Origin of the sequence: Herbidospora sp. NBRC 101105 (assembly GCF_030269205.1) — a bacterium.
Lineage (GTDB): Bacteria > Actinomycetota > Actinomycetes > Streptosporangiales > Streptosporangiaceae > Herbidospora > Herbidospora solisilvae.
Genome location: NZ_BSSX01000001.1, coordinates 854,883 through 872,080, shown reverse-complemented (window position 1 = coordinate 872,080; position 17,198 = coordinate 854,883). Strand labels below are relative to the sequence as shown.

16 protein-coding genes are annotated in these 17,198 nt (G+C 71.6%); 3 read left to right on the top strand and 13 right to left on the bottom strand.

Going from position 1 to position 17,198, the window contains the following annotated elements; all coding sequences use genetic code 11:
- The first annotated feature begins 7 nt into the window (after positions 1-7).
- The 3 genes from QSK34_RS04005 to QSK34_RS03995 all read left to right on the top strand — a co-directional run bounded on the left by QSK34_RS04005 (position 8) and on the right by QSK34_RS03995 (position 3,942).
- Positions 8-1,498 carry an MFS transporter gene (locus QSK34_RS04005; RefSeq protein ID WP_353051363.1) on the top strand — a complete coding sequence of 497 codons (1,491 nt, stop codon included), beginning with the start codon at positions 8-10 and terminating at the stop codon, positions 1,496-1,498.
- Between the two features lie 147 nt (positions 1,499-1,645).
- Entirely contained in the window at positions 1,646-2,098 is a 453-nt protein-coding gene (locus QSK34_RS04000) for a DUF6220 domain-containing protein (RefSeq protein WP_285579935.1), read from the top strand.
- Complete coding sequence (locus tag QSK34_RS03995) at positions 2,095-3,942, top strand: multicopper oxidase family protein (RefSeq protein WP_285579933.1); 1,848 nt, start codon at positions 2,095-2,097, stop codon at positions 3,940-3,942. The genes QSK34_RS04000 and QSK34_RS03995 overlap by 4 nt, the downstream gene beginning before the upstream one ends.
- Here QSK34_RS03995 and QSK34_RS03990 read toward each other — a convergent pair.
- The 13 genes from QSK34_RS03990 to pyrG all read right to left on the bottom strand — a co-directional run bounded on the left by QSK34_RS03990 (position 3,939) and on the right by pyrG (position 17,192).
- Positions 3,939-4,586: a response regulator transcription factor gene (locus tag QSK34_RS03990; protein ID WP_285579928.1), complete on the bottom strand. Its 648-nt coding sequence runs from the start codon at positions 4,584-4,586 to the stop codon at positions 3,939-3,941. The two genes, QSK34_RS03995 and QSK34_RS03990, sit on opposite strands and share 4 nt — an antisense overlap.
- Entirely contained in the window at positions 4,577-5,824 is a 1,248-nt protein-coding gene (locus QSK34_RS03985) for a sensor histidine kinase (protein ID WP_285579927.1), read from the bottom strand. Before QSK34_RS03985 ends, QSK34_RS03990 begins: the two co-directional genes overlap by 10 nt.
- Before the next feature lie 136 nt (positions 5,825-5,960).
- Entirely contained in the window at positions 5,961-7,367 is a 1,407-nt protein-coding gene (gene der / locus QSK34_RS03980) for a ribosome biogenesis GTPase Der (RefSeq protein WP_161478526.1), read from the bottom strand.
- A gap of 16 nt (positions 7,368-7,383) precedes the next feature.
- Positions 7,384-8,061, bottom strand: coding sequence for a (d)CMP kinase (cmk, locus tag QSK34_RS03975; RefSeq protein ID WP_285579920.1), 678 nt, complete (start codon positions 8,059-8,061; stop codon positions 7,384-7,386).
- A 143-nt stretch (positions 8,062-8,204) separates the two neighbouring features.
- Positions 8,205-9,293 (bottom strand): prephenate dehydrogenase, encoded by a 1,089-nt coding sequence (locus QSK34_RS03970; protein WP_161478527.1) that lies wholly within the window; start codon positions 9,291-9,293, stop codon positions 8,205-8,207.
- 16 nt (positions 9,294-9,309) lie between these two features.
- Positions 9,310-9,669 (bottom strand): chorismate mutase, encoded by a 360-nt coding sequence (gene aroH / locus QSK34_RS03965; protein WP_062354738.1) that lies wholly within the window; start codon positions 9,667-9,669, stop codon positions 9,310-9,312.
- Between the two features lie 32 nt (positions 9,670-9,701).
- Positions 9,702-11,555 (bottom strand): pseudouridine synthase, encoded by a 1,854-nt coding sequence (locus QSK34_RS03960; RefSeq protein ID WP_285579917.1) that lies wholly within the window; start codon positions 11,553-11,555, stop codon positions 9,702-9,704.
- Positions 11,552-12,079: an SMC-Scp complex subunit ScpB gene (scpB, locus tag QSK34_RS03955; protein ID WP_161478693.1), complete on the bottom strand. Its 528-nt coding sequence runs from the start codon at positions 12,077-12,079 to the stop codon at positions 11,552-11,554. The genes QSK34_RS03960 and scpB overlap by 4 nt, the downstream gene beginning before the upstream one ends.
- A gap of 7 nt (positions 12,080-12,086) precedes the next feature.
- Positions 12,087-12,914, bottom strand: a complete 828-nt coding sequence (locus QSK34_RS03950) for a segregation and condensation protein A (protein WP_161478528.1) — start codon at positions 12,912-12,914, stop codon at positions 12,087-12,089.
- Positions 12,915-12,995: 81 nt separating this feature from the next.
- Positions 12,996-13,886 carry a ParA family protein gene (locus QSK34_RS03945; RefSeq protein ID WP_062354743.1) on the bottom strand — a complete coding sequence of 297 codons (891 nt, stop codon included), beginning with the start codon at positions 13,884-13,886 and terminating at the stop codon, positions 12,996-12,998.
- Positions 13,887-13,989: 103 nt separating this feature from the next.
- Entirely contained in the window at positions 13,990-14,907 is a 918-nt protein-coding gene (gene xerD, locus QSK34_RS03940) for a site-specific tyrosine recombinase XerD (RefSeq protein ID WP_285582034.1), read from the bottom strand.
- Positions 14,908-14,922: 15 nt separating this feature from the next.
- Entirely contained in the window at positions 14,923-15,534 is a 612-nt protein-coding gene (locus QSK34_RS03935; protein ID WP_051759143.1) for an NUDIX domain-containing protein, read from the bottom strand.
- Complete coding sequence (gene pyrG, locus QSK34_RS03930; RefSeq protein WP_161478529.1) at positions 15,531-17,192, bottom strand: CTP synthase; 1,662 nt, start codon at positions 17,190-17,192, stop codon at positions 15,531-15,533. Before pyrG ends, QSK34_RS03935 begins: the two co-directional genes overlap by 4 nt.
- Between the last annotated feature and the right edge of the window lie 6 nt (positions 17,193-17,198).

The window sequence follows — 17,198 nt, the reverse complement described above, 5'->3', positions numbered from 1 at the left end:
CGGCGTCGTGGAGTCTGTGGAGGAGGAGTCCCGGGTCATGGCGCCCCGGTCGAACCGGCGTGTCGTTCTCGGGGTCACCGGGGCCGCCGTGCTGCTGGCCGCGCTCGACGCCTATGTCGTGGTCACCGTCCTGGTCGACATCGCGGCGTCGGCGAACGTGCCCGTCAACCGGCTGGAGCGGGTCACCCCCGTGGTCACCGGGTTCCTGCTCGGCTACGTCGCCGCGATGCCTCTGCTCGGGCAGTTCTCCGACCGGTTCGGGCGGCGGGTGGTCATCCAGGCCTGCCTGGCCGGGTTCGCCCTCGGGTCGCTCGTCACGGCGCTGGCCGGCAGCGTCCCGCTGCTCACCGCCGGGCGGGCGGTCCAGGGCATCGCGGGCGGGGCGCTGCTGCCGATCACCATGGCCCTCATCGGCGACCTCTGGGACGCGCGCAGGCGGCCGACCGCCCTGGGCGCGGTGGGGGCGGCGCAGGAGCTCGGGGCGGTCCTGGGACCCCTCTACGGCGCGGGGCTCGCGGTCGTGCAGGTCGGGTTCCTCGACGGGTGGCGCACGATCTTCTGGGTCAACCTCCCGCTGACCGCGCTGGCGGCGGTGGCGGTGCATCGGTACGTCCCGGCCGGGACCCGGACCGCCACCAGGGTCGACGTGCCGGGCGGGGTGCTGCTGGCCCTGGGGCTGGGGCTGCTCGTGGCGGGGCTCTACAACCCCGAGCCCGGCGAGCGGGTGCTGCCCTCGTGGGGGGTGCCGGCCGTGATCGCGGGGGCGGTCGTCCTGGTCGTGTTCGTCGTCTGGGAGCTGCGCACGCGGACGCGCATCCTCGACCTCACCGGCGTCCGCAAACGGCCCGTCTTCGCGACGCTGGCGGTCAGCTTCCTGGCCGGGGCGGCGCTGCTGGTGACGCTGGTCGACGTGCAATTGGTGGCGCAGACGCTGCTCGGCGCCGACGCGACCGGTGGGGCGCTGGTGCTCACCCGGTTCCTGGTCGCGCTCGCCGTCGCCGCGTTCGCCGGGGGCGCGCTGGCGCGCCGGTTCGGCGAACGGCCGGTCACCGTGGCGGGCATGGTCGTGGCGACCGCCGGTTACGTGCTGATCAGCCGGTGGCCGGTCGTGCCGGGCGGGTTGTCGATGGACGTCGACCTCGTCGTCGCCGGGCTCGGCCTGGGGCTGGTCATCGCGCCGGTCAGCTCGGCCGTCCTCACGACCATCCCGGCCGTCCAGCACGGCGTCGCCTCGGCCGCCGTCGTGGTGGCCCGCATGATGGGCATGCTGCTCGGGGTGGCGGCGCTGTCGGCCTACGGGTTCCACCGGTTCCAGACCCTCACCGCCGACCTCGACACCCCCCTGCCGTTCGGGGTGTCGCCCGAGACGTACCAGAAGCAGCTTGAGGTCTACACCCAGGCGGTGCAGGCGGCCCTGCACACCGAATACTCGGAGATCTTCCTCATCACGGCGGTGCTGTGCGGCATCGGGGCCGTGGTGGCGCTGGCGATGGAGTAGGGGGATACTCAAGCCACCCCGACAGAGCGGGTCAAGGATCGGAGAAGGCCGCGATCCCGGGCGTTCAGGACGCCGGTCCCATGTGCTCGGGACACCCCTTGGCCCACAGTTGGCGCCAGCGACACCACTCTGTCTGGGGGATCCCACATGCGTAAGGTCTTCTTCGGCTTCACGGTGATCATGTTCGTCTCCGTGATCGCCCAGTTCTACTTCGCCACGTTCGGCGCGTTCGAGCGGCCCACGCCCGCCTTCGGGGCCGAGGACGCCGCGATCATGCCGCACATCCTCAACGGCACCATGGTCCTTCCGATCCTGTCGATCCTGACCACGATCGTGGCGGCGATCGCCAAGGCCGGGGGCCGTCTCATCCTGCTGTCGATCACGCCGCTGCTGCTGATCGTCGTCCAGCTCTTCGTGATCTTCGAGCTCGCCGGGATGCTCGGCGCCACCGAGAACAGCACCAGCACCGCGAGCCTGGTCGTGCTCGGTTTCCACGCCCTCGACGGCGTGGCGATCCTGTGGGCGTCGGTCGTGCTGATGAAGAAGGCCCGCGACCTCACCAAGGCCGCGGCGCCCGCGCCCCAGGCCGCCGTCGCGTGACCACCGCGCTCGCCGGCGGCCTCGACCAGATCGTGGTCGTCGTCGCCGCCGTGGTGTGGGCCGCCGCGGCCGGTTTCGCGTTCGCCGCGTTCCGGCCGCCGCACGACCCGCGATTCCACCTGGCCGCCCTGGCGCTGAGCGCCGGGGCGGTCGTCGTGAGCGGGGTGCGGGTGGTGCTGACGGCGCGGCTCATGCAGGCGGGGTGGTGGTTCGTCGCCGAGAAGGTGCTGCTGGCCCTGCCCCTGCTGCTCGTCCCGATGGTGTACGCCCTCACGACCACCGTCCCGGCGCTGCTGCGGCGGGACCGGGACCCGAAGAAGGCCTACCCGCTGATCCTCACCGCCATCGGCGCGATCATCGGGGTGGCCTGCGACGTGATCGTCTCCTACCCCGTGACCGTGTCGTCGGCCCTGGTCGTGATGCTGGTCGGGGGCGGCGCCGCGGCACTGGCGTGGCGGCTGGTCGCGGGCGGGGGCGGCGACCGGTGGCGGATCGCGGGGTTCGCGGTGGCGCTGACCGGCGTCGTGTGGGCGGTCTCGGGCAGCTTCTCCGGCACGCCGATGCACGCGGGCCACGACACGGCCACCGGTGGTGTCTCCGTGGCCTCGTTGCGCGGCCCCGCCGACCCGGACGCGCGCAGGTACACCCTGACGGCGAAGTCGTCGAGCCTGACCGTCGGCGGCCGGACCGTGCAGACCTGGTCGTTCAACGGCCAGAACCCCGGTCCGACGCTGCGGGTCAGGCAGGGCGAGACCCTGGAGGTGACGCTGCGCAACGAACTGCCCGGCGACCAGGGCGTGACGATCCACTGGCACGGCTACGACCTGCCCGCCGGGGAGGACGGCGTGCCCGGCGTCACCCAGGACGCCGTCAAGCCCGGCGGCGAGCACGTCTACCGTTTCCGCGCCGACGACCCCGGCACGTACTGGTACCACTCCCACCAGAACTCCAGCGTCGCCGTGGCCAAGGGCCTGTTCGGGCTGCTCATCGTGGAACCCGCCGAAGGCGACCACACGGTGGCGGTGCACACATACGGCAACGTGAAGACCCTCAGCTTCGACGACCGGCCGCCCACCGACCGGCAGGTCACGGCCGTCATCCCGCCCGGCAGCCCGGTCCGGCTGCGGATCGCCGACACCGACAGCACGCCGGTGACCCTGGGGCTGTCGGGCGTGGACTTCCGGCTGCGCTCGGTCGACGCCCGCGACGTCGCCGGCGCCACGACGCTGCGGGACCGGCGGATCAAGCTCGCCGCCGGGGGCCGCTACGACTTGGCCTTCACCATGCCCGACGGCCCGGTCATGCTGAGCGTCGACGGCCACCCGGGCCTGGCCCTGAACGGCCAGACCGCGCCCGCGACGGGCGAGCCGCTCGACGTCACCCGCTACGGCACGCTGCCCGACCTCCGCGAGGATTTCGACCAGGAGATCGTCTGGGTGCTCGACAAGACCTTCGCCATGGTCGACGGGGTGCCGAGGCTGGCCCACACGGTCAACGGGAAGGGCTACCCGAACATCCCGACCCCGGTCGTGCGCGAAGGGGAACGCGTCAAGATCACGATCGTGAACCGGTCGGGCGACCTGCACCCGATGCATCCGCACGGCCACCACGTCGAGGTCCTGTCCCGCGACGGCCGGCCCGCCAACGGGATGCTCGTCGACACCTTCGACGTCGAACCGGGCGAGGTCTGGGTCGTGGCGCTGACCGCCGACAACCCGGGCCTGTGGATGTCCCACTGCCACGACCTGGCCCACGCGGTCCAGGGCATGGAGTTCCACGTGGCCTACGAGGGCGTCACGACCCCCTACGACATCGGCGGGCCGGCGGGCAACCACCCGGCCTAGGAGCGCAGGAAGGCCAGCACCGCCAGCACGCGGCGGTGCTGGTCGGCGTCGTCGGCGTACAGGCCGAGCTTGGCGAAGATCGAGCGGATGTGCTTCTCCACCGCGCCCTCGCTCACCACCAGGTGCCGCCCGATCGCCGGGTTCGAGCGGCCCTCGGCCATCAGCGCCAGCACCTCGCGCTCCCGCGGCGTCAGCAGGGCCACCGGGTCGTCGCGCCGCCGCCGGACCATGAGCTGCGAGATGACCTGCGGGTCGAAGACGGTGCCGCCGGAGGCGACGCCGCGCAGCCCGGCCATGAACTCCTCGACGTCCACGACACGGTCTTTCAGCAGGTAGCCGACCCCGCCCCGGGCGTCGGCGAGCAGGTCGTCGGCGTAGGAGACCTCGACGTACTGCGACAGGATGAGGACCGGCGCCCCGAGCACCTCCTTACGGGCCGCCACGGCGGCGCGCAGGCCCTCGTCGGTGAAGGTCGGCGGCATCCGCACGTCGACCACGGACACGTCAGGCCGATGCGCCGCGACGGCGGACACGAGCTCATCGCCCGTCCCCACCGTCGCGACCACCTCACAACCGAACTCTTCGAGGAGGCGTACCAGACCCTCCCGGATGAGCACGGCGTCGTCGGCCACCACTACCCGCACGGAACCTCCGCCACGATCAGGGTCGGTCCCCCGGCGGGGGACTGAACGGACAACTCGCCGTCGACCGCGCGCAGCCGGTCGGCCAGACCGGACAACCCGTGGCCCTTGGCGACATGGGCGCCGCCGACTCCGTCGTCGCCGATGGTCAGCAGCAGCGAGTCGCCCGTGCGGTCGAGCATGACCCGGCACAGGGTGGCCCGGCTGTGCTTGGCGACGTTGGTGAGCGCCTCGGCGGTGACGAAGTAGACGGTGTTCTCGACCAGCGCGGCGAACCGCTCCTCGATGCGGACGTCGAGCTCGACCGGCACGGTGCAGCGGGCCGCCAGTGCCGACAGCGCCGGGTTGAGCCCCCGGTCGGCCAGGATCGGCGGCGCGATGCCCCGCGACAGGGCGCGCAGCTCGTCGAGCGTCTCCCGGGTGGCGGTGATCGCCTGCCCGATCGTCGTCGAGGCGGCCGCGGCGTCGCGCTCCAGCAGCCGCTGGGCCCGCGACAACTCCATCGCCAGGTGGACCAGCCGCTGCTGCGGGCCGTCGTGGATGTCCCGCTCCAGCCGCCGCAGCGCGTCGGCCTCGGCGTGGGCGGCGGCGTGCCGGCCCTCGGTGAGGTCGTCGATGCGGCCCTGCAGCTCGGCCATGCCGCTGAGCAGCGTCCGGCCCAGGTTGGCCTGCAACGTCGCCATGAACCGGATCACCGGGAACAGCACCAGCGTCGCGACGATGCCGAGCACCGCGTAGAACAGGGTGTTGGACAGGTAGCTCCCGCTGAAGCCGAGCAGCTCGGGCAACTCCTCGTTGCCGGGGATCTGGTTGGTGAACCAGCCCCAGATGGGGTAGGTCACGCCGCCCAGCACCAGCCCCCACATCGCGGTCGTGACGACGAACGTCGCGATCGCGACCGGGAAGGCGATGATCAGGTGCAGCACGTCGAGCCACGACTGGGGCGTCAGCATCGGGTTGACCAGCCGTCGGATCCAGCCCGCGCCCACCGGCGGCGCCGGATAACGCGGACGCTGCACCGGCCGGTCGAGGACCAGCGCGATGCGGCCCCGTTCGAGGTCGCCGAACAGACGGGCGATGAGCAGGGTGACCGCGAGGACGGCCACCCCGACGCCGACGACGACGGTCCCGGCTCCGGCCGAGAGCCCGGCGACCATCAGGCAGAACGCGACCGTCGCCAGGGGGAAGCCCAGCATCAGGTAGCCGGTGTCGGCGGCCAGGCGGCGCAGATGTGTTCTCATGCCCATCAACTTAGAAATCGGCGGCTTTCCTCACGATCCCGCGTACACCCGGCCGATGGTAGGGCTGGCACCACCATCACAGGCGCCTGAACCGCCGCGGGCCGCACCCGGAGGTGCGGCCCGCGGAAGAACGGCCCTACTTCTTGCGCTTCTCCCTGATCTTCATCGTCACCTCGATCGGGGAGCCCTCGAAGCCGAACTCCTCACGCAGCCGCCGCTCGATGAAGCGGCGGTAGGTCTCCTCAAGGAAGCCCGAGGTGAACAGGACGAACTTCGGCGGCTCGGTCGCGGCCTGGGTGGCGAACAGGATCTTCGGCTGCTTGCCGCCCCGGACGGGCGGCGGGGTCGCCTGCACCAGCTCGGTGAGGAACTGGTTGAGCCGCGAGGTCGGCACCCGGGTCGTCCAGGAGTCGATCGCCCGCTCCAGCGCCGGGACCAGCTTCTCGACGTGGCGCCCGGTCTTGGCGGAGATGTTCACCCGCAGCGCCCAGGGGGTGCGGACGAGCTGGCGCTCGATCTCCTTCTCCAGGTAGTAGCGCCGGTCTTCGTCGACCAGGTCCCACTTGTTGAACGCCACGACCATGGCCCGGCCCGACTCGATGACCAGCCCGATGATCCGCAGGTCCTGCTCGGTCAGCACCTCGGACGCGTCGATCAGCACGATCGCGACCTCGGCCCGCTCCAGGGCGGCGCGGGTGCGCATGGCGGCGTAGAAGTCGGCGCCCTTGAGCTCGCGGTCGCGCCGCCGGATGCCGGCGGTGTCGATGAAGCGCCAGGGCACCCCGCCGAGCTCGATCAGCTCGTCGACCGGGTCACGGGTGGTGCCGGCCATCGGGTCGACCAGCACCCGCTCCTCGCCGGCGACCCGGTTGAGCAGCGACGACTTGCCCACGTTGGGCTTGCCGAGCAGGGCCACGCGGCGCGGGCCGCGCTGCTCGCCGAACTTCAGCGGCGGCGTCTCGGGCAGCGCGTCGAGCACCACGTCGAGCAGGTCGCCGCTGGAGCGGCCGTGCAGCGCCGACACCGGGTAGGGCTGCCCGAGGCCGAGCGACCACAACTCGTTGGCCTCCAGCTCCTGGAGCTGGTTGTCGACCTTGTTCGCGGCCAGCACGACCGGTTTGCCGGCCTTGCGGAGCACCCCGCCGACGGCCTCGTCGGAGTCGGTGATGCCCACCGTGGCGTCGACCACGAACAGGATCACGTCGGCCAGCTCGGCCGCCACCTGCGCCTGCTCGGCGATCTTCAGGGCCATGCCGGTGGCGTCGGGGTCCCACCCGCCGGTGTCGACCAGCGTGAACCGGCGGCCCCGCCAGTTGGCGTCGTAGGTGACCCGGTCGCGGGTCACGCCGGGGACGTCTTCCACGACCGCCTCCCGGCGGCCGATGATGCGGTTGACCAGGGTCGACTTGCCCACGTTGGGGCGACCCACCACCGCCACGACGGGCAGCGGACCGGAATCGGGCTCGTCGTCGTGGCCTCCCTCGACATCGAGGGTGGCCAGTTCGGCCTCGATCCAGCCGTCGTCGTCGTACTCCGCGCTCATCGCGGCATTCCTCCTGTCAGCGCGCCTCGATCGGGGCGCGCTCCTTCACGAGCCGCAGGATCTCGGCGATCACCTCGTCGAGCCCCAGCTCGGTGGTGTCGACCTCGACCGCGTCGGCGGCCATGGTCAGCGGGTCGGCCTTGCGGGTGGAGTCGAGCGTGTCGCGGCGGGCCATGTCGGCCACCTGCGCCTCGACGGTCGACCCGGTCAGCTCGGCGTTGCGCCGGCGCGCGCGGGCCTCGGCGCTGGCGGTCAGATAGATCTTGACGGGGGCCTGGGGGGCGACGACGGTGCCGATGTCACGGCCCTCGACGACCATGCCCTCGGGGGCTGCGGCGATCAGCGTCCGCTGGAGGGCGACCAGATGGGCGCGGACCTCGGGGACCGCGGCGACCGCCGAGACGGCGGCGGTCACGGCCGCCTCCCGGATCGGGCCGTTGACGTCGATCCCGTCGATCGTGACGCCGGAGTGGCCGGGGTCGGTGGACATCTCGAGCACCGGCTCGGTCGCCCGTGCCGCGATGGTCTCGGCGTCGGCCAGGTCGATGCCCTGGTCGAGCACCCACCAGGTGAGCGCCCGGTACATCGCCCCCGTGTCGAGGTAACGCAGGCCCAGCGCGCGGGCCACCCCGCGGGACACGCTCGACTTGCCCGACCCCGAAGGCCCGTCCATGGCGACGACCAGACCCGGCACGGTCCACTCCCCTGTTCTCGTGTGTGTTGCGACCCTCAGAAGGCTACCGGGGCGCAGGCCCGGCCCCGACAGCCTTCACGATCGCCTGTGGACGACGGCCCTCTCGATCGTCACCTTGTGAACACGTGACCATCGCCGGGCCCTCACCCTTGCAGCTGCCAGCCCTGCGCCCGCAGGGCCGTCGCGAAGATCTCGGCCGCCTCGGGTTGCACCGACAGCTCCACCGCGCCCAGGGGAAGCCCGGGCACGTGCTCCAGCCGCACGTCCTCGATGCTGACCCCGGCCTGCTCGGCCACCTGGAACAGCCGCGCCAGCTCGCCCGGACGGTCGCCGATGACGACCTGCACCACCGCGTAGGTGCGGGCGGGACCGCCGTGCTTGCCGGGGATGCGGCCGGTGCCGGTCACACCCCGCTGGAGCAGGTCGGTGACCTCCTCCATGGGGGTGCCGTCGATCGCGAACTCGCGCAGCGCCCGCGCCGCGAGGGCGAGGTCGCCGGCGACCGCCTCCAGGACCTCCGCCACGGGGGCGGCGTTCCCGGACAGGATCCCCGTCCACAGGGCCGGGTCGCCGGCCGCGATGCGGGTCACGTCGCGCACGCCCTGGCCGCTGAGGCCGAGCGCGGTGTCGGGGGCCTCGGCCAGCCGCGCGGCCACCGCCGCCGCCGCCACGTGGGGGGCGTGGGAGATCAGCGCCACCGCCCGGTCGTGCTCCTCGGCCCCGACCGTGACGGCGTTCGCCCCGCAGAGGGCGACGAGCTCGTACACGGCCTCCCGGGCGCGCGGACCCGACTCGATCGTCGGGCAGAGCGCCCATGGGCGGCCGAGGAACAGGTCGCCGCGGGCCGCCCCGGGGCCGGACTTCTCCCGCCCCGCCAGCGGATGGCCCGCGACGAACACCGACAGGTCGCACCCGAGCACGGCCGCCTGCGCGATCGGCACCGCCTTCACACTGGCCACGTCGGTGTAGAACCGGGCCGCCTCGTTCTTCTGCAGTTCGAGGAGCTGGTCGGCGACGTACTGCGGCGGCACCGCGATGACCGCGATGTCGGCCCGCTCACCGCCGTCCCAGGGTTCGCCGGCGCCCAGTTCGCTGGCCAGCCGTACGGCCCCCGGGTCGCGGTCGGTCAGCAGCACCCTGATGTCACGGCGGCGCAGCGCCAGCGCCAGCGACGTGCCGATGAGGCCCGTGCCGACGACCAGAGCACTGCTGAGTGAGCCACCCTCGGTCATGGATTTCCTCGGTGATCTATTGAGCGATGTCGACCCGCAGCGCGACCGCGCCGCGCAGGTAGACGTGGTGGATCTCCTGGCGCGGCCGGTCGACGGCGATGTGGGCCATCAGCCGCACCACGCGGGGCAGCGCGCCCGGAACGCCGATCTCCGACGCGCAGAGCAGCGGCACGTCGTGGAATCCCAGCTTACGTGCGGCCAGAGCGGGGAACTCGGCGGTCAGGTCGGGTGTCGCGGTGAAGATCACGCTGATCACGTCGTCGGTGGTGAGCCGGTTTCGCTCCATCACCTCGGTGACCAGCTCGGTCGTACCCGTGATGATGGACTCCCGGTCGTTACCGTCAACCTGGATCGCGCCGCGGACCGCCCTGACCATATGCCTGACTCCTATCTGATCGTCCGCAAAGGCTACAGCTTGACCGATGCGTAGAGTTCGCCGACTTCGTGCAGGCTGAGCGCGCGGATCGTGCCGGGCTTGAGCCGGCCGAGCTTGACCGGCCCGAACTCGATGCGGGCCAGGTCGATCACGCGGTGCCCGGTCTCCTCCAGGAGGCGGCGCACGATGTGCTTGCGCCCCTCGTGGAGCACGACCTCGACGAGCGCCTGCTGGCCGTGCTCCTGCACGATGGTGAACGAGTCGACCTTGGCCAGCCCGTCTTCCAGCTCGATGCCCTTGCGCAGCGTGCGGTGCAGGTCACGCGGGACGGGGCCGGGCACCTTCGCCCAGTACTTCTTCGGCACCCCGTAGCTCGGGTGGGTCAGCCGGTGGGCCAGCTCGCCGTCGTTGGTGAGCAGCAGCAGGCCCTCGGTCTCGGTGTCGAGCCGGCCGACGTGGAACAGCCGGGGGGCCAGTTCCTGGACGTAGTCGGCAAGGCACGGACGGCCCTCCGGGTCCTCCATCGTGGAGACGACGCCGATGGGCTTGTTGAGGGCGTAGTAGACCAGGTCGGGCGCGGTCGGGATGCGCTTGCCGTCGACGTGGATGACCTGCTTGGCCGGGTCGACCCGCGCCCCGAACCGCCGGACCACCTGCCCGTCGACGGTGACGCGCCCCTCACCGATCATGTCCTCGCACGCCCGCCGCGAGGCGACGCCCGCCTGGGCGAGCACCTTCTGCAGCCGCTCGCCGCCGGGGACCTCGGTGGTGTCGCGCTCGTCGGTGTAGCCGGGCTCCCAGAAGTCGGGGTCCCGCTTCGGCTGGGCCGACGTCTTGAAGGGCTGAGCCTTCGGACGGGCCGGCTTTCCAACCGTCTGTACGTCGTCACGACGCCCGCCCCGGTCGGCGCGCATCGGCCGGTCGGCCTTGCCGAACCGCGCCCGCGTGCCCTTGGGGGCCGGGTTGCCCCGGTCGTCACGGGACTCGAAGGACTTCTCGGGCCGGTCGAGGTAGTCGTCCCGGAACGACCGCTCGGGCCGCACCGGCCGCTCGGGCCGCTCGTCACGGAACGACCGCTGCGGGCGGTCGCCGAAGGAACGCTGCGGCCGGTCACCGTAGGGCCGGTCGGAGCGCTGCCGGTCGCCACCGGAAGGACGGTCGGAACGGTAGGAGCGCTGAGGGCGGTCGCCGCCCGAGGGCCGGTCACCGCCGTAGGAACGCTGCGGGCGATCGCCGTAAGAACGGCCCGGACGGTCGTCGCCGTAGGACCGCTGCGGCCGGTCACCGCCAGAGGGCCGGTCGCCGCCGTAGGAACGCTGCGGACGGTCGCCGTAAGAACGGCCCGGACGGTCGTCGCCGTAGGACCGCTGCGGCCGGTCACCGCCAGAGGGCCGGTCGCCGCCGTAGGAACGCTGCGGCCGATCACCGTAAGAACGGCCCGGACGGTCGTCGCCATAGGACCGCTGAGGGCGGTCGCCAGCAGAAGGCCGGTCACCGCCGAAGGAACGCTGCGGCCGATCACCGTAAGAACGGCCGGGGCGGTCGTCGCCGTAGGACCGCTGCGGCCGATCGCCGTAGGAACGGCCGGGGCGGTCGCCGCCAGAGGGGCGGTCGTCGCGGAAGGACCGCTGCGGGCGGTCGCCGTAGGACCGGTCGGAGCGGGGGCTGTCGTCGCGGGAGGACCGCTGCGGCCGGTCGTCGCGGGCGCGGAAGTCGCGGCCGCCGCGGTCGTCGCGGGAGCCGGAGCCGCCGCCCGACGAGCCGCCGCCGAAGCCGCCGCGTTTGGCGGGGCCTCCGGAGCCGGAGCCGCGGGAGCCAGATCGGCCCGCGCGGAAGGAGTTGCCTCGACCGCGTCCATCACCGGACGGGGTGCTGCGCTTGTTCACTTGGGTTGCTCCTCAAGGGTGTCAACGTCGTCGGGGAGGAAGGGCGCCAGTTCGGGGAGCTCCGACAGCTCCCGCAGGCCCAGCCTCTCCAGGAAGTAGCTGGTGGTCCGGTAGAGCACGGCCTGGCTCTCCGGGTCGGTCCCGGCCTCTTCGACGAGGCCGCGGGCGGCGAGCGTGCGCATGACGCCGTCGCTGTTGACGCCGCGGATCGCCGCAACGCGGGCCCGGCTGACGGGCTGCCGGTAGGCGACCACGGCGAGGGTCTCCAGGGCGGCCTGGGTCAGCCGCGCCTGCTGGCCGTCGCGCACGAACCGCTCCACCAGCGGAGCGCATTCGGCGCGGGTGTAGAGGCGCCATCCACCGGCGACCTCTCTCAGATCAAAACCCCTCCCGGCGGAGGTGTATTCCGCCGACAGGTCGCGCAGGGCGGCGGCGACCTCGGCGGTCGGCCGTTCGAGCACCTGCGCCAGGGTGATCTCGGCGACGGGTTCGTCGACGACGAGCAGGATGGCCTCAAGGCCCATCGTCAGCTCAGACACCGTCGTTCTCCCCCTGTCGCGCTTCGTCGTAGTCGTCGCCGACGAGCACGGTGCCGTCGGCCGTTCCGGTCCAGGTCACGTAGAGATCCCCCAGCGGCTCGGCCTGCTCGAAGGAGACCGCCGCCTCGCGGAACAACTCCAGAACGGCGAGGAACCTCGCCACCACTTCGAAAGGGCCGGCGCAGTCGGAGGTCAGCGCCCGGAACGTCGCGGTGCCCGCCCGGCGCAACCGCTCGACCAGGATAGCGGCCTGTTCGCGTACGGAGGCGAGTGGTTGGTACATGTGGGTGACCGAAACGGTCGGCGGTGCCTTGGGGGTGAACGCCCGGCGGGCGATCTCGGCCAGCCGTTCGGGCCCGATCCCGAGCACCAGCTCGGGCAGCAGGTTGGCGAACGCGGGCTCCAGCGGCACCAGGCGCGGGAAGCGCAGCGCCTCCTCGGCCATCCGGCCGGAGAAGATCTTCGCCACCTCCTTGTACGCCCGGTACTGCAGCAACCGCGCGAACAGCAGGTCACGGGCCTCCAGCAGGGCGAGGTCCTCCTCGTCCTCCACCTCGCCGGCCGGCAGCAGCCGGGCCGCCTTGAGGTCGAGCAGGGTGGCCGCGACCAGCAGGAAGTGACTGGTCTGGTCGAGATCCCATTCGGGCCCGCGGGAGCGGATGTAGGCGATGAACTCGTCGGTGACCTTGTGGAGCGAGACCTCGGTGATGTCGAGCTTGTGCTTGGCGATCAGCCCGAGCAGCAGGTCGAAGGGCCCCTCGAACACCTCAAGGTGGACGTGGAACCCTTCGGGTGGCGCTGTGGTCTCCGGCTCGGTCACCGAGCCATTGTCGCGTGTATTCGAGGCAGATTCACGAGCACGAGCCACGGTCGGCCTCCGGCCGCCCGCCTCTCGCTTGAACTACAACCGCGCGGGCCAGCGGGCCAGCACCTCGCGGGCCAGCTCGCGGTAGGCGGTGGCGCCCATCGAACCCGGGTCGAACTGGGTGATCGGCTCGCCGGCCAGGGTGGCGTCGGGGAAACGCACGGTGCGGTTGATGACCGTGTGGAAGACCTTGTCGCCGAAGCCCTGCATGATCGTGGCCAGCACCTCGCGGGCGTGGAGGGTGCGGGGGTCGTACATGGTGGCGAGGAGGCCGTCTATCTCGAGGTTCTTGTTGAGGCGCTCCTGGACCTTGGAGATCGACTCCATCAGCAGGGCCACGCCGCGCAGCGCGAAGAACTCGCACTCCAGGGGGATCATGACGCTGTGGGCGCAGGTCAGCGCGTTGACCGTCAGCAGGCCGAGCGACGGCTGGCAGTCGATCAGGCAGATGTCGTAATAGGGAAGCAGGGGCTCCAGGCTGCGCTGGAGGGCGTATTCCCGGGCGACCTCGTTGACCAGCCGGATCTCCGCTCCGGACAGGAAGATGTTGCTGGGGAGCAGGTCCATGCCCTCGACGCTGGTGCCGAGCAGCACGTCTTCGGCGGTGACGTCGGGCTCCTCCATGAGGAGGTCGTAGATCGTCGTCTCAAGGGGGCGGGGGTCGATGCCCAGGCCCACCGACAGGGCGCCCTGCGGGTCGAAGTCGACCAGCAGAACCCGCTGCCCGACCTCGGCTAACGCGGCCCCGAGGTTGATCGTGGTGGTCGTCTTGCCGACGCCGCCCTTCTGGTTCACCATCGCGACGACCCGCGCCGGGCCGTGGTTCTCGGGAACGGGCGGCTCGGGGAAGACGGGGCGAGGGCGCCCGGTCGGGCCCAGGGCACCCGGGTTGCCCGCGGTCCACGTCTCGTCTGTGGTCGCAGTCACCTGTTGAACCTCCCTGACGGTCCCGAATCGGACCGAATCTAGAGGGTAGTCACGTATGCGGCAAGGCGCCGCGCCCAAGCAAAGCCAGGGTAATGGAACTCGGTCACCTGCGGGCACGGGGATGCGCGGCGGCGTACACCTCTCGGAGCTTGTCGACCGTCACCAGCGTGTAGACCTGGGTGGTGGTCACCGAGGCGTGGCCGAGCAGTTCCTGCACCACCCTGACGTCCGCCCCGCCGTCGAGCAGGTGGGTCGCGAACGAATGGCGCAGCATGTGCGGGGACACCCCGGACAGACCGGCACGTTCGGCGGCCGACTGGAGGACCTCCCAGGCGCCCTGACGGGTCAGCCGGCCGCCCCGGGCGTTCAGGAACAGAGCGGGTGTTCCCCGGCCGTGAGAGGCGATCTGGGGACGCGCGCGGACGAGATAGGCGTCGAGGGCCGACCGGGCGTACCGGCCGAGGGGGACGATCCGGGTCGTGCCGCCCTTGCCGCGCAGCACCACCTGGGAGGCGGTGGCGATGTCGTCGACGGCCAGGCCCACCGCTTCGGAGATGCGGGCGCCGGTTCCGTACAGGACCTCCAGAAGGGCCCGGTTGCGGAAGGTCAGGGGCGACTCGTCGGGACCCGAGGCGGCGATGAGGCGCTCCACGTCGTCGACGGTGATCGCCTTCGGGAGCCGGCGCAGGGTGCGCGGGGGCCGCACCTGGTTGGCCGGGTCGTGCGCCGAGACGCCCTCGCGCAGCGCGAACCGGTGGAGCCCCCTGACGGCCGAGACGGCCCTGGCCGCCGAACTGGCGACCAGGGCCGGATGATCGTCGTCGCCCTCCCGCAGCGCGGCCAGGAAGGCCACCACGTCGGACTCGGCGACCTGGCCGATGGAGGCCAGGCCGCGCGCGGTCAGATGGTCGACGTAACGCCGCAGGTCACGGCGGTAGGAGGCCAGCGTGTTCGCCGAAAGGCCCCGCTCCACCGCCAGGTGGGCGAGGTAGCTGGTGAGTACGGCTTCCGGCGAGCTCAGCGTAGGTCCCCTGGTTCAGGCCTCCGGCGCGCTCGCGGCCCGCAGGCCCTTGTAGTCGTCGGAGGATGCGGCGTACGCGGCGAGAATACCGGCGATGGCGGGGGAATTGTGGATCATTCCGGCCAGCGCCTTCTCTACCGCTTCGTCCAGAGGTACCCATTCCACCGGCATGTCGATCTCTTCGTCGTGCCGGACGTAGGTGTTCTCTTCGTCAGGGATCCTTTCCAGATCCCTGGCCAGGAAGACGCGGATGCGCTCGTCGCTCATGCCGGGCGAGGTGTAGAGGTCGACCAGGGTGTGCCAGGTCGCGGCCCGGTATCCGGCCTCCTCGGCCAGCTCGCGCGCCGCGCACTCCACCAGCGGCTCCCCCGGCACGTCGCGGATGCCCGCCGGGAGCTCCCACAGCAGGCTCCGCACCGGGTGGCGGTACTGCCGCAGCAGCAGCACCCGGCCGGCGTCGTCGATCGCGGCCACGGCCACCGACCCGGGGTGCTTGACGTAGTCGCGGTCGGCGGTCTCCCCGCCCGGCATCACGACGGTGTCGGTCACCGCCGAGATGATCCGCGCGGAGAACCGCTCGCGCGAGGCGGTGACCTCCCACCGCTCGCGCACGTCGGCCACGGTCACTTGGCCTTCACCGCCTTGGCGCGGCCCTCGGCGTAGGCGATCGAGGCCGCGATCAGGCCGCGGAACAGCGGGTGCGCCCGGGTCGGGCGCGAGCGGAACTCGGGGTGCGCCTGCGTGCCGATGAAGAAGGGGTGCAGGTCGGAGGCCAGTTCGGCGTACTCGACCAGGCGGCCGTCGGGCGACAGGCCCGAGAAGACCACGCCGACCTTCTCCAGGCGCTCGCGGTAGGCGTTGTTGACCTCGTAGCGGTGGCGGTGGCGCTCGTCGGCCTTGGCCTTGCCGTAGAGCTGGCGGGCCAGCGAGCCCTCGCCGAGCTTGGCGGTGTACATGCCCAGTCGCATCGTGCCGCCCATGTCGCGCTCACCAGCGACGACGTCCTCCTGGTCGGCCATCGTCGAGATGACCGGGTGCTTGGCGTCGGGATCGAACTCGGCGCTGTTGGCCTCCTCGATGCCGGCCATGTTGCGGGCCGCCTCGATGACCATGCCCTGCATGCCCAGGCAGATGCCGAGCAGGGGGATCCTGTTCTCGCGGGCGTGCCGGATCGCGCCGATCTTGCCCTCGATGCCGCGCACGCCGAAGCCGCCGGGGATGAGCACCCCGTCGACGCCGTCGAGCTCGCGGGCCGCGCCTTCGGGGGTCTGGCAGTCGTCGCTGGTCACCCAGCGGATGTTCACCCGGGCGTCGTTGGCGAAGCCGCCCGCGCGCAGCGCCTCGGTGACCGACAGGTAGGCGTCGGGCAGGTCGACGTACTTGCCGACCAGCGCGATCGTGGCCTCCTTGGACGGCTTGTGCACCCGCTTGAGCAGCTCGTCCCACTCGGTCCACTCGACGTCGCGGAACGGCAGGCCCAGGCGGCGCACGACGTAGGCGTCGAGGCCCTCGGCGTGCAGCACCTTGGGGATGTCGTAGATCGAGGGGGCGTCGATGGCCGAGACCACCGCGTCCTCGTCGACGTCGCACATCAGGCTGATCTTGCGCTTGAGCGAGGTCGTGATCGGCCGGTCAGACCGGCACACGATCGCATCGGGCTGGATGCCGATGCTGCGCAGGGCGGCGACGGAGTGCTGGGTCGGCTTGGTCTTCAGCTCGCCGCTCGGCCCGATGTAGGGCAGCAGCGAGACGTGCAGGAAGAAGACGTTGTCGCGGCCCACCTCGTGGCGCACCTGGCGCACGGCCTCCAGGAAGGGCAGCGACTCGATGTCGCCGACCGTGCCGCCGACCTCGGTGATGACGACGTCGACGTCGGGGCCGGCCATGCCGCGGATGCGGTCTTTGATCTCGTTGGTGATGTGGGGAATCACCTGCACGGTGTCACCGAGGTACTCGCCGCGCCGCTCCTTGGCGATCACGTTGGAGTAGACCTGCCCGGTCGTGACGTTCGCCGAACCGTGCAACTCGGTGTCGAGGAAACGTTCATAATGGCCGACGTCGAGGTCGGTCTCGGCTCCGTCGTCGGTGACGAAGACCTCTCCGTGCTGGAACGGATTCATCGTTCCGGGGTCGACGTTCAGGTAGGGGTCGAGTTTCTGCATCGTCACGCGAAGGCCACGGAGCTTGAGCAGCCGGCCGAGACTCGAGGCCGTGAGGCCCTTGCCGAGGCTGGAGGCGACGCCGCCGGTGACGAACAGATGTTTGGTGCTAACGGCGTTGCGCAAGGGGTC

Excerpts from the sequence above, each read along its gene's own strand:
- QSK34_RS03970 (WP_161478527.1), bottom strand. The coding sequence starts at position 9,293 with ATGACCGAGGGTGGCTCACTCAGCAGTGCTCTGGTCGTCGGCACGGGC.
- scpB (WP_161478693.1), bottom strand. The coding sequence starts at position 12,079 with ATGGGCCTTGAGGCCATCCTGCTCGTCGTCGACGAACCCGTCGCCGAG.
- QSK34_RS04000 (WP_285579935.1), top strand. The coding sequence starts at position 1,646 with ATGCGTAAGGTCTTCTTCGGCTTCACGGTGATCATGTTCGTCTCCGTG.
- QSK34_RS03985 (WP_285579927.1), bottom strand. The coding sequence starts at position 5,824 with ATGAGAACACATCTGCGCCGCCTGGCCGCCGACACCGGCTACCTGATG.
- aroH (WP_062354738.1), bottom strand. The coding sequence starts at position 9,669 with ATGGTCAGGGCGGTCCGCGGCGCGATCCAGGTTGACGGTAACGACCGG.
- der (WP_161478526.1), bottom strand. The coding sequence starts at position 7,367 with ATGAGCGCGGAGTACGACGACGACGGCTGGATCGAGGCCGAACTGGCC.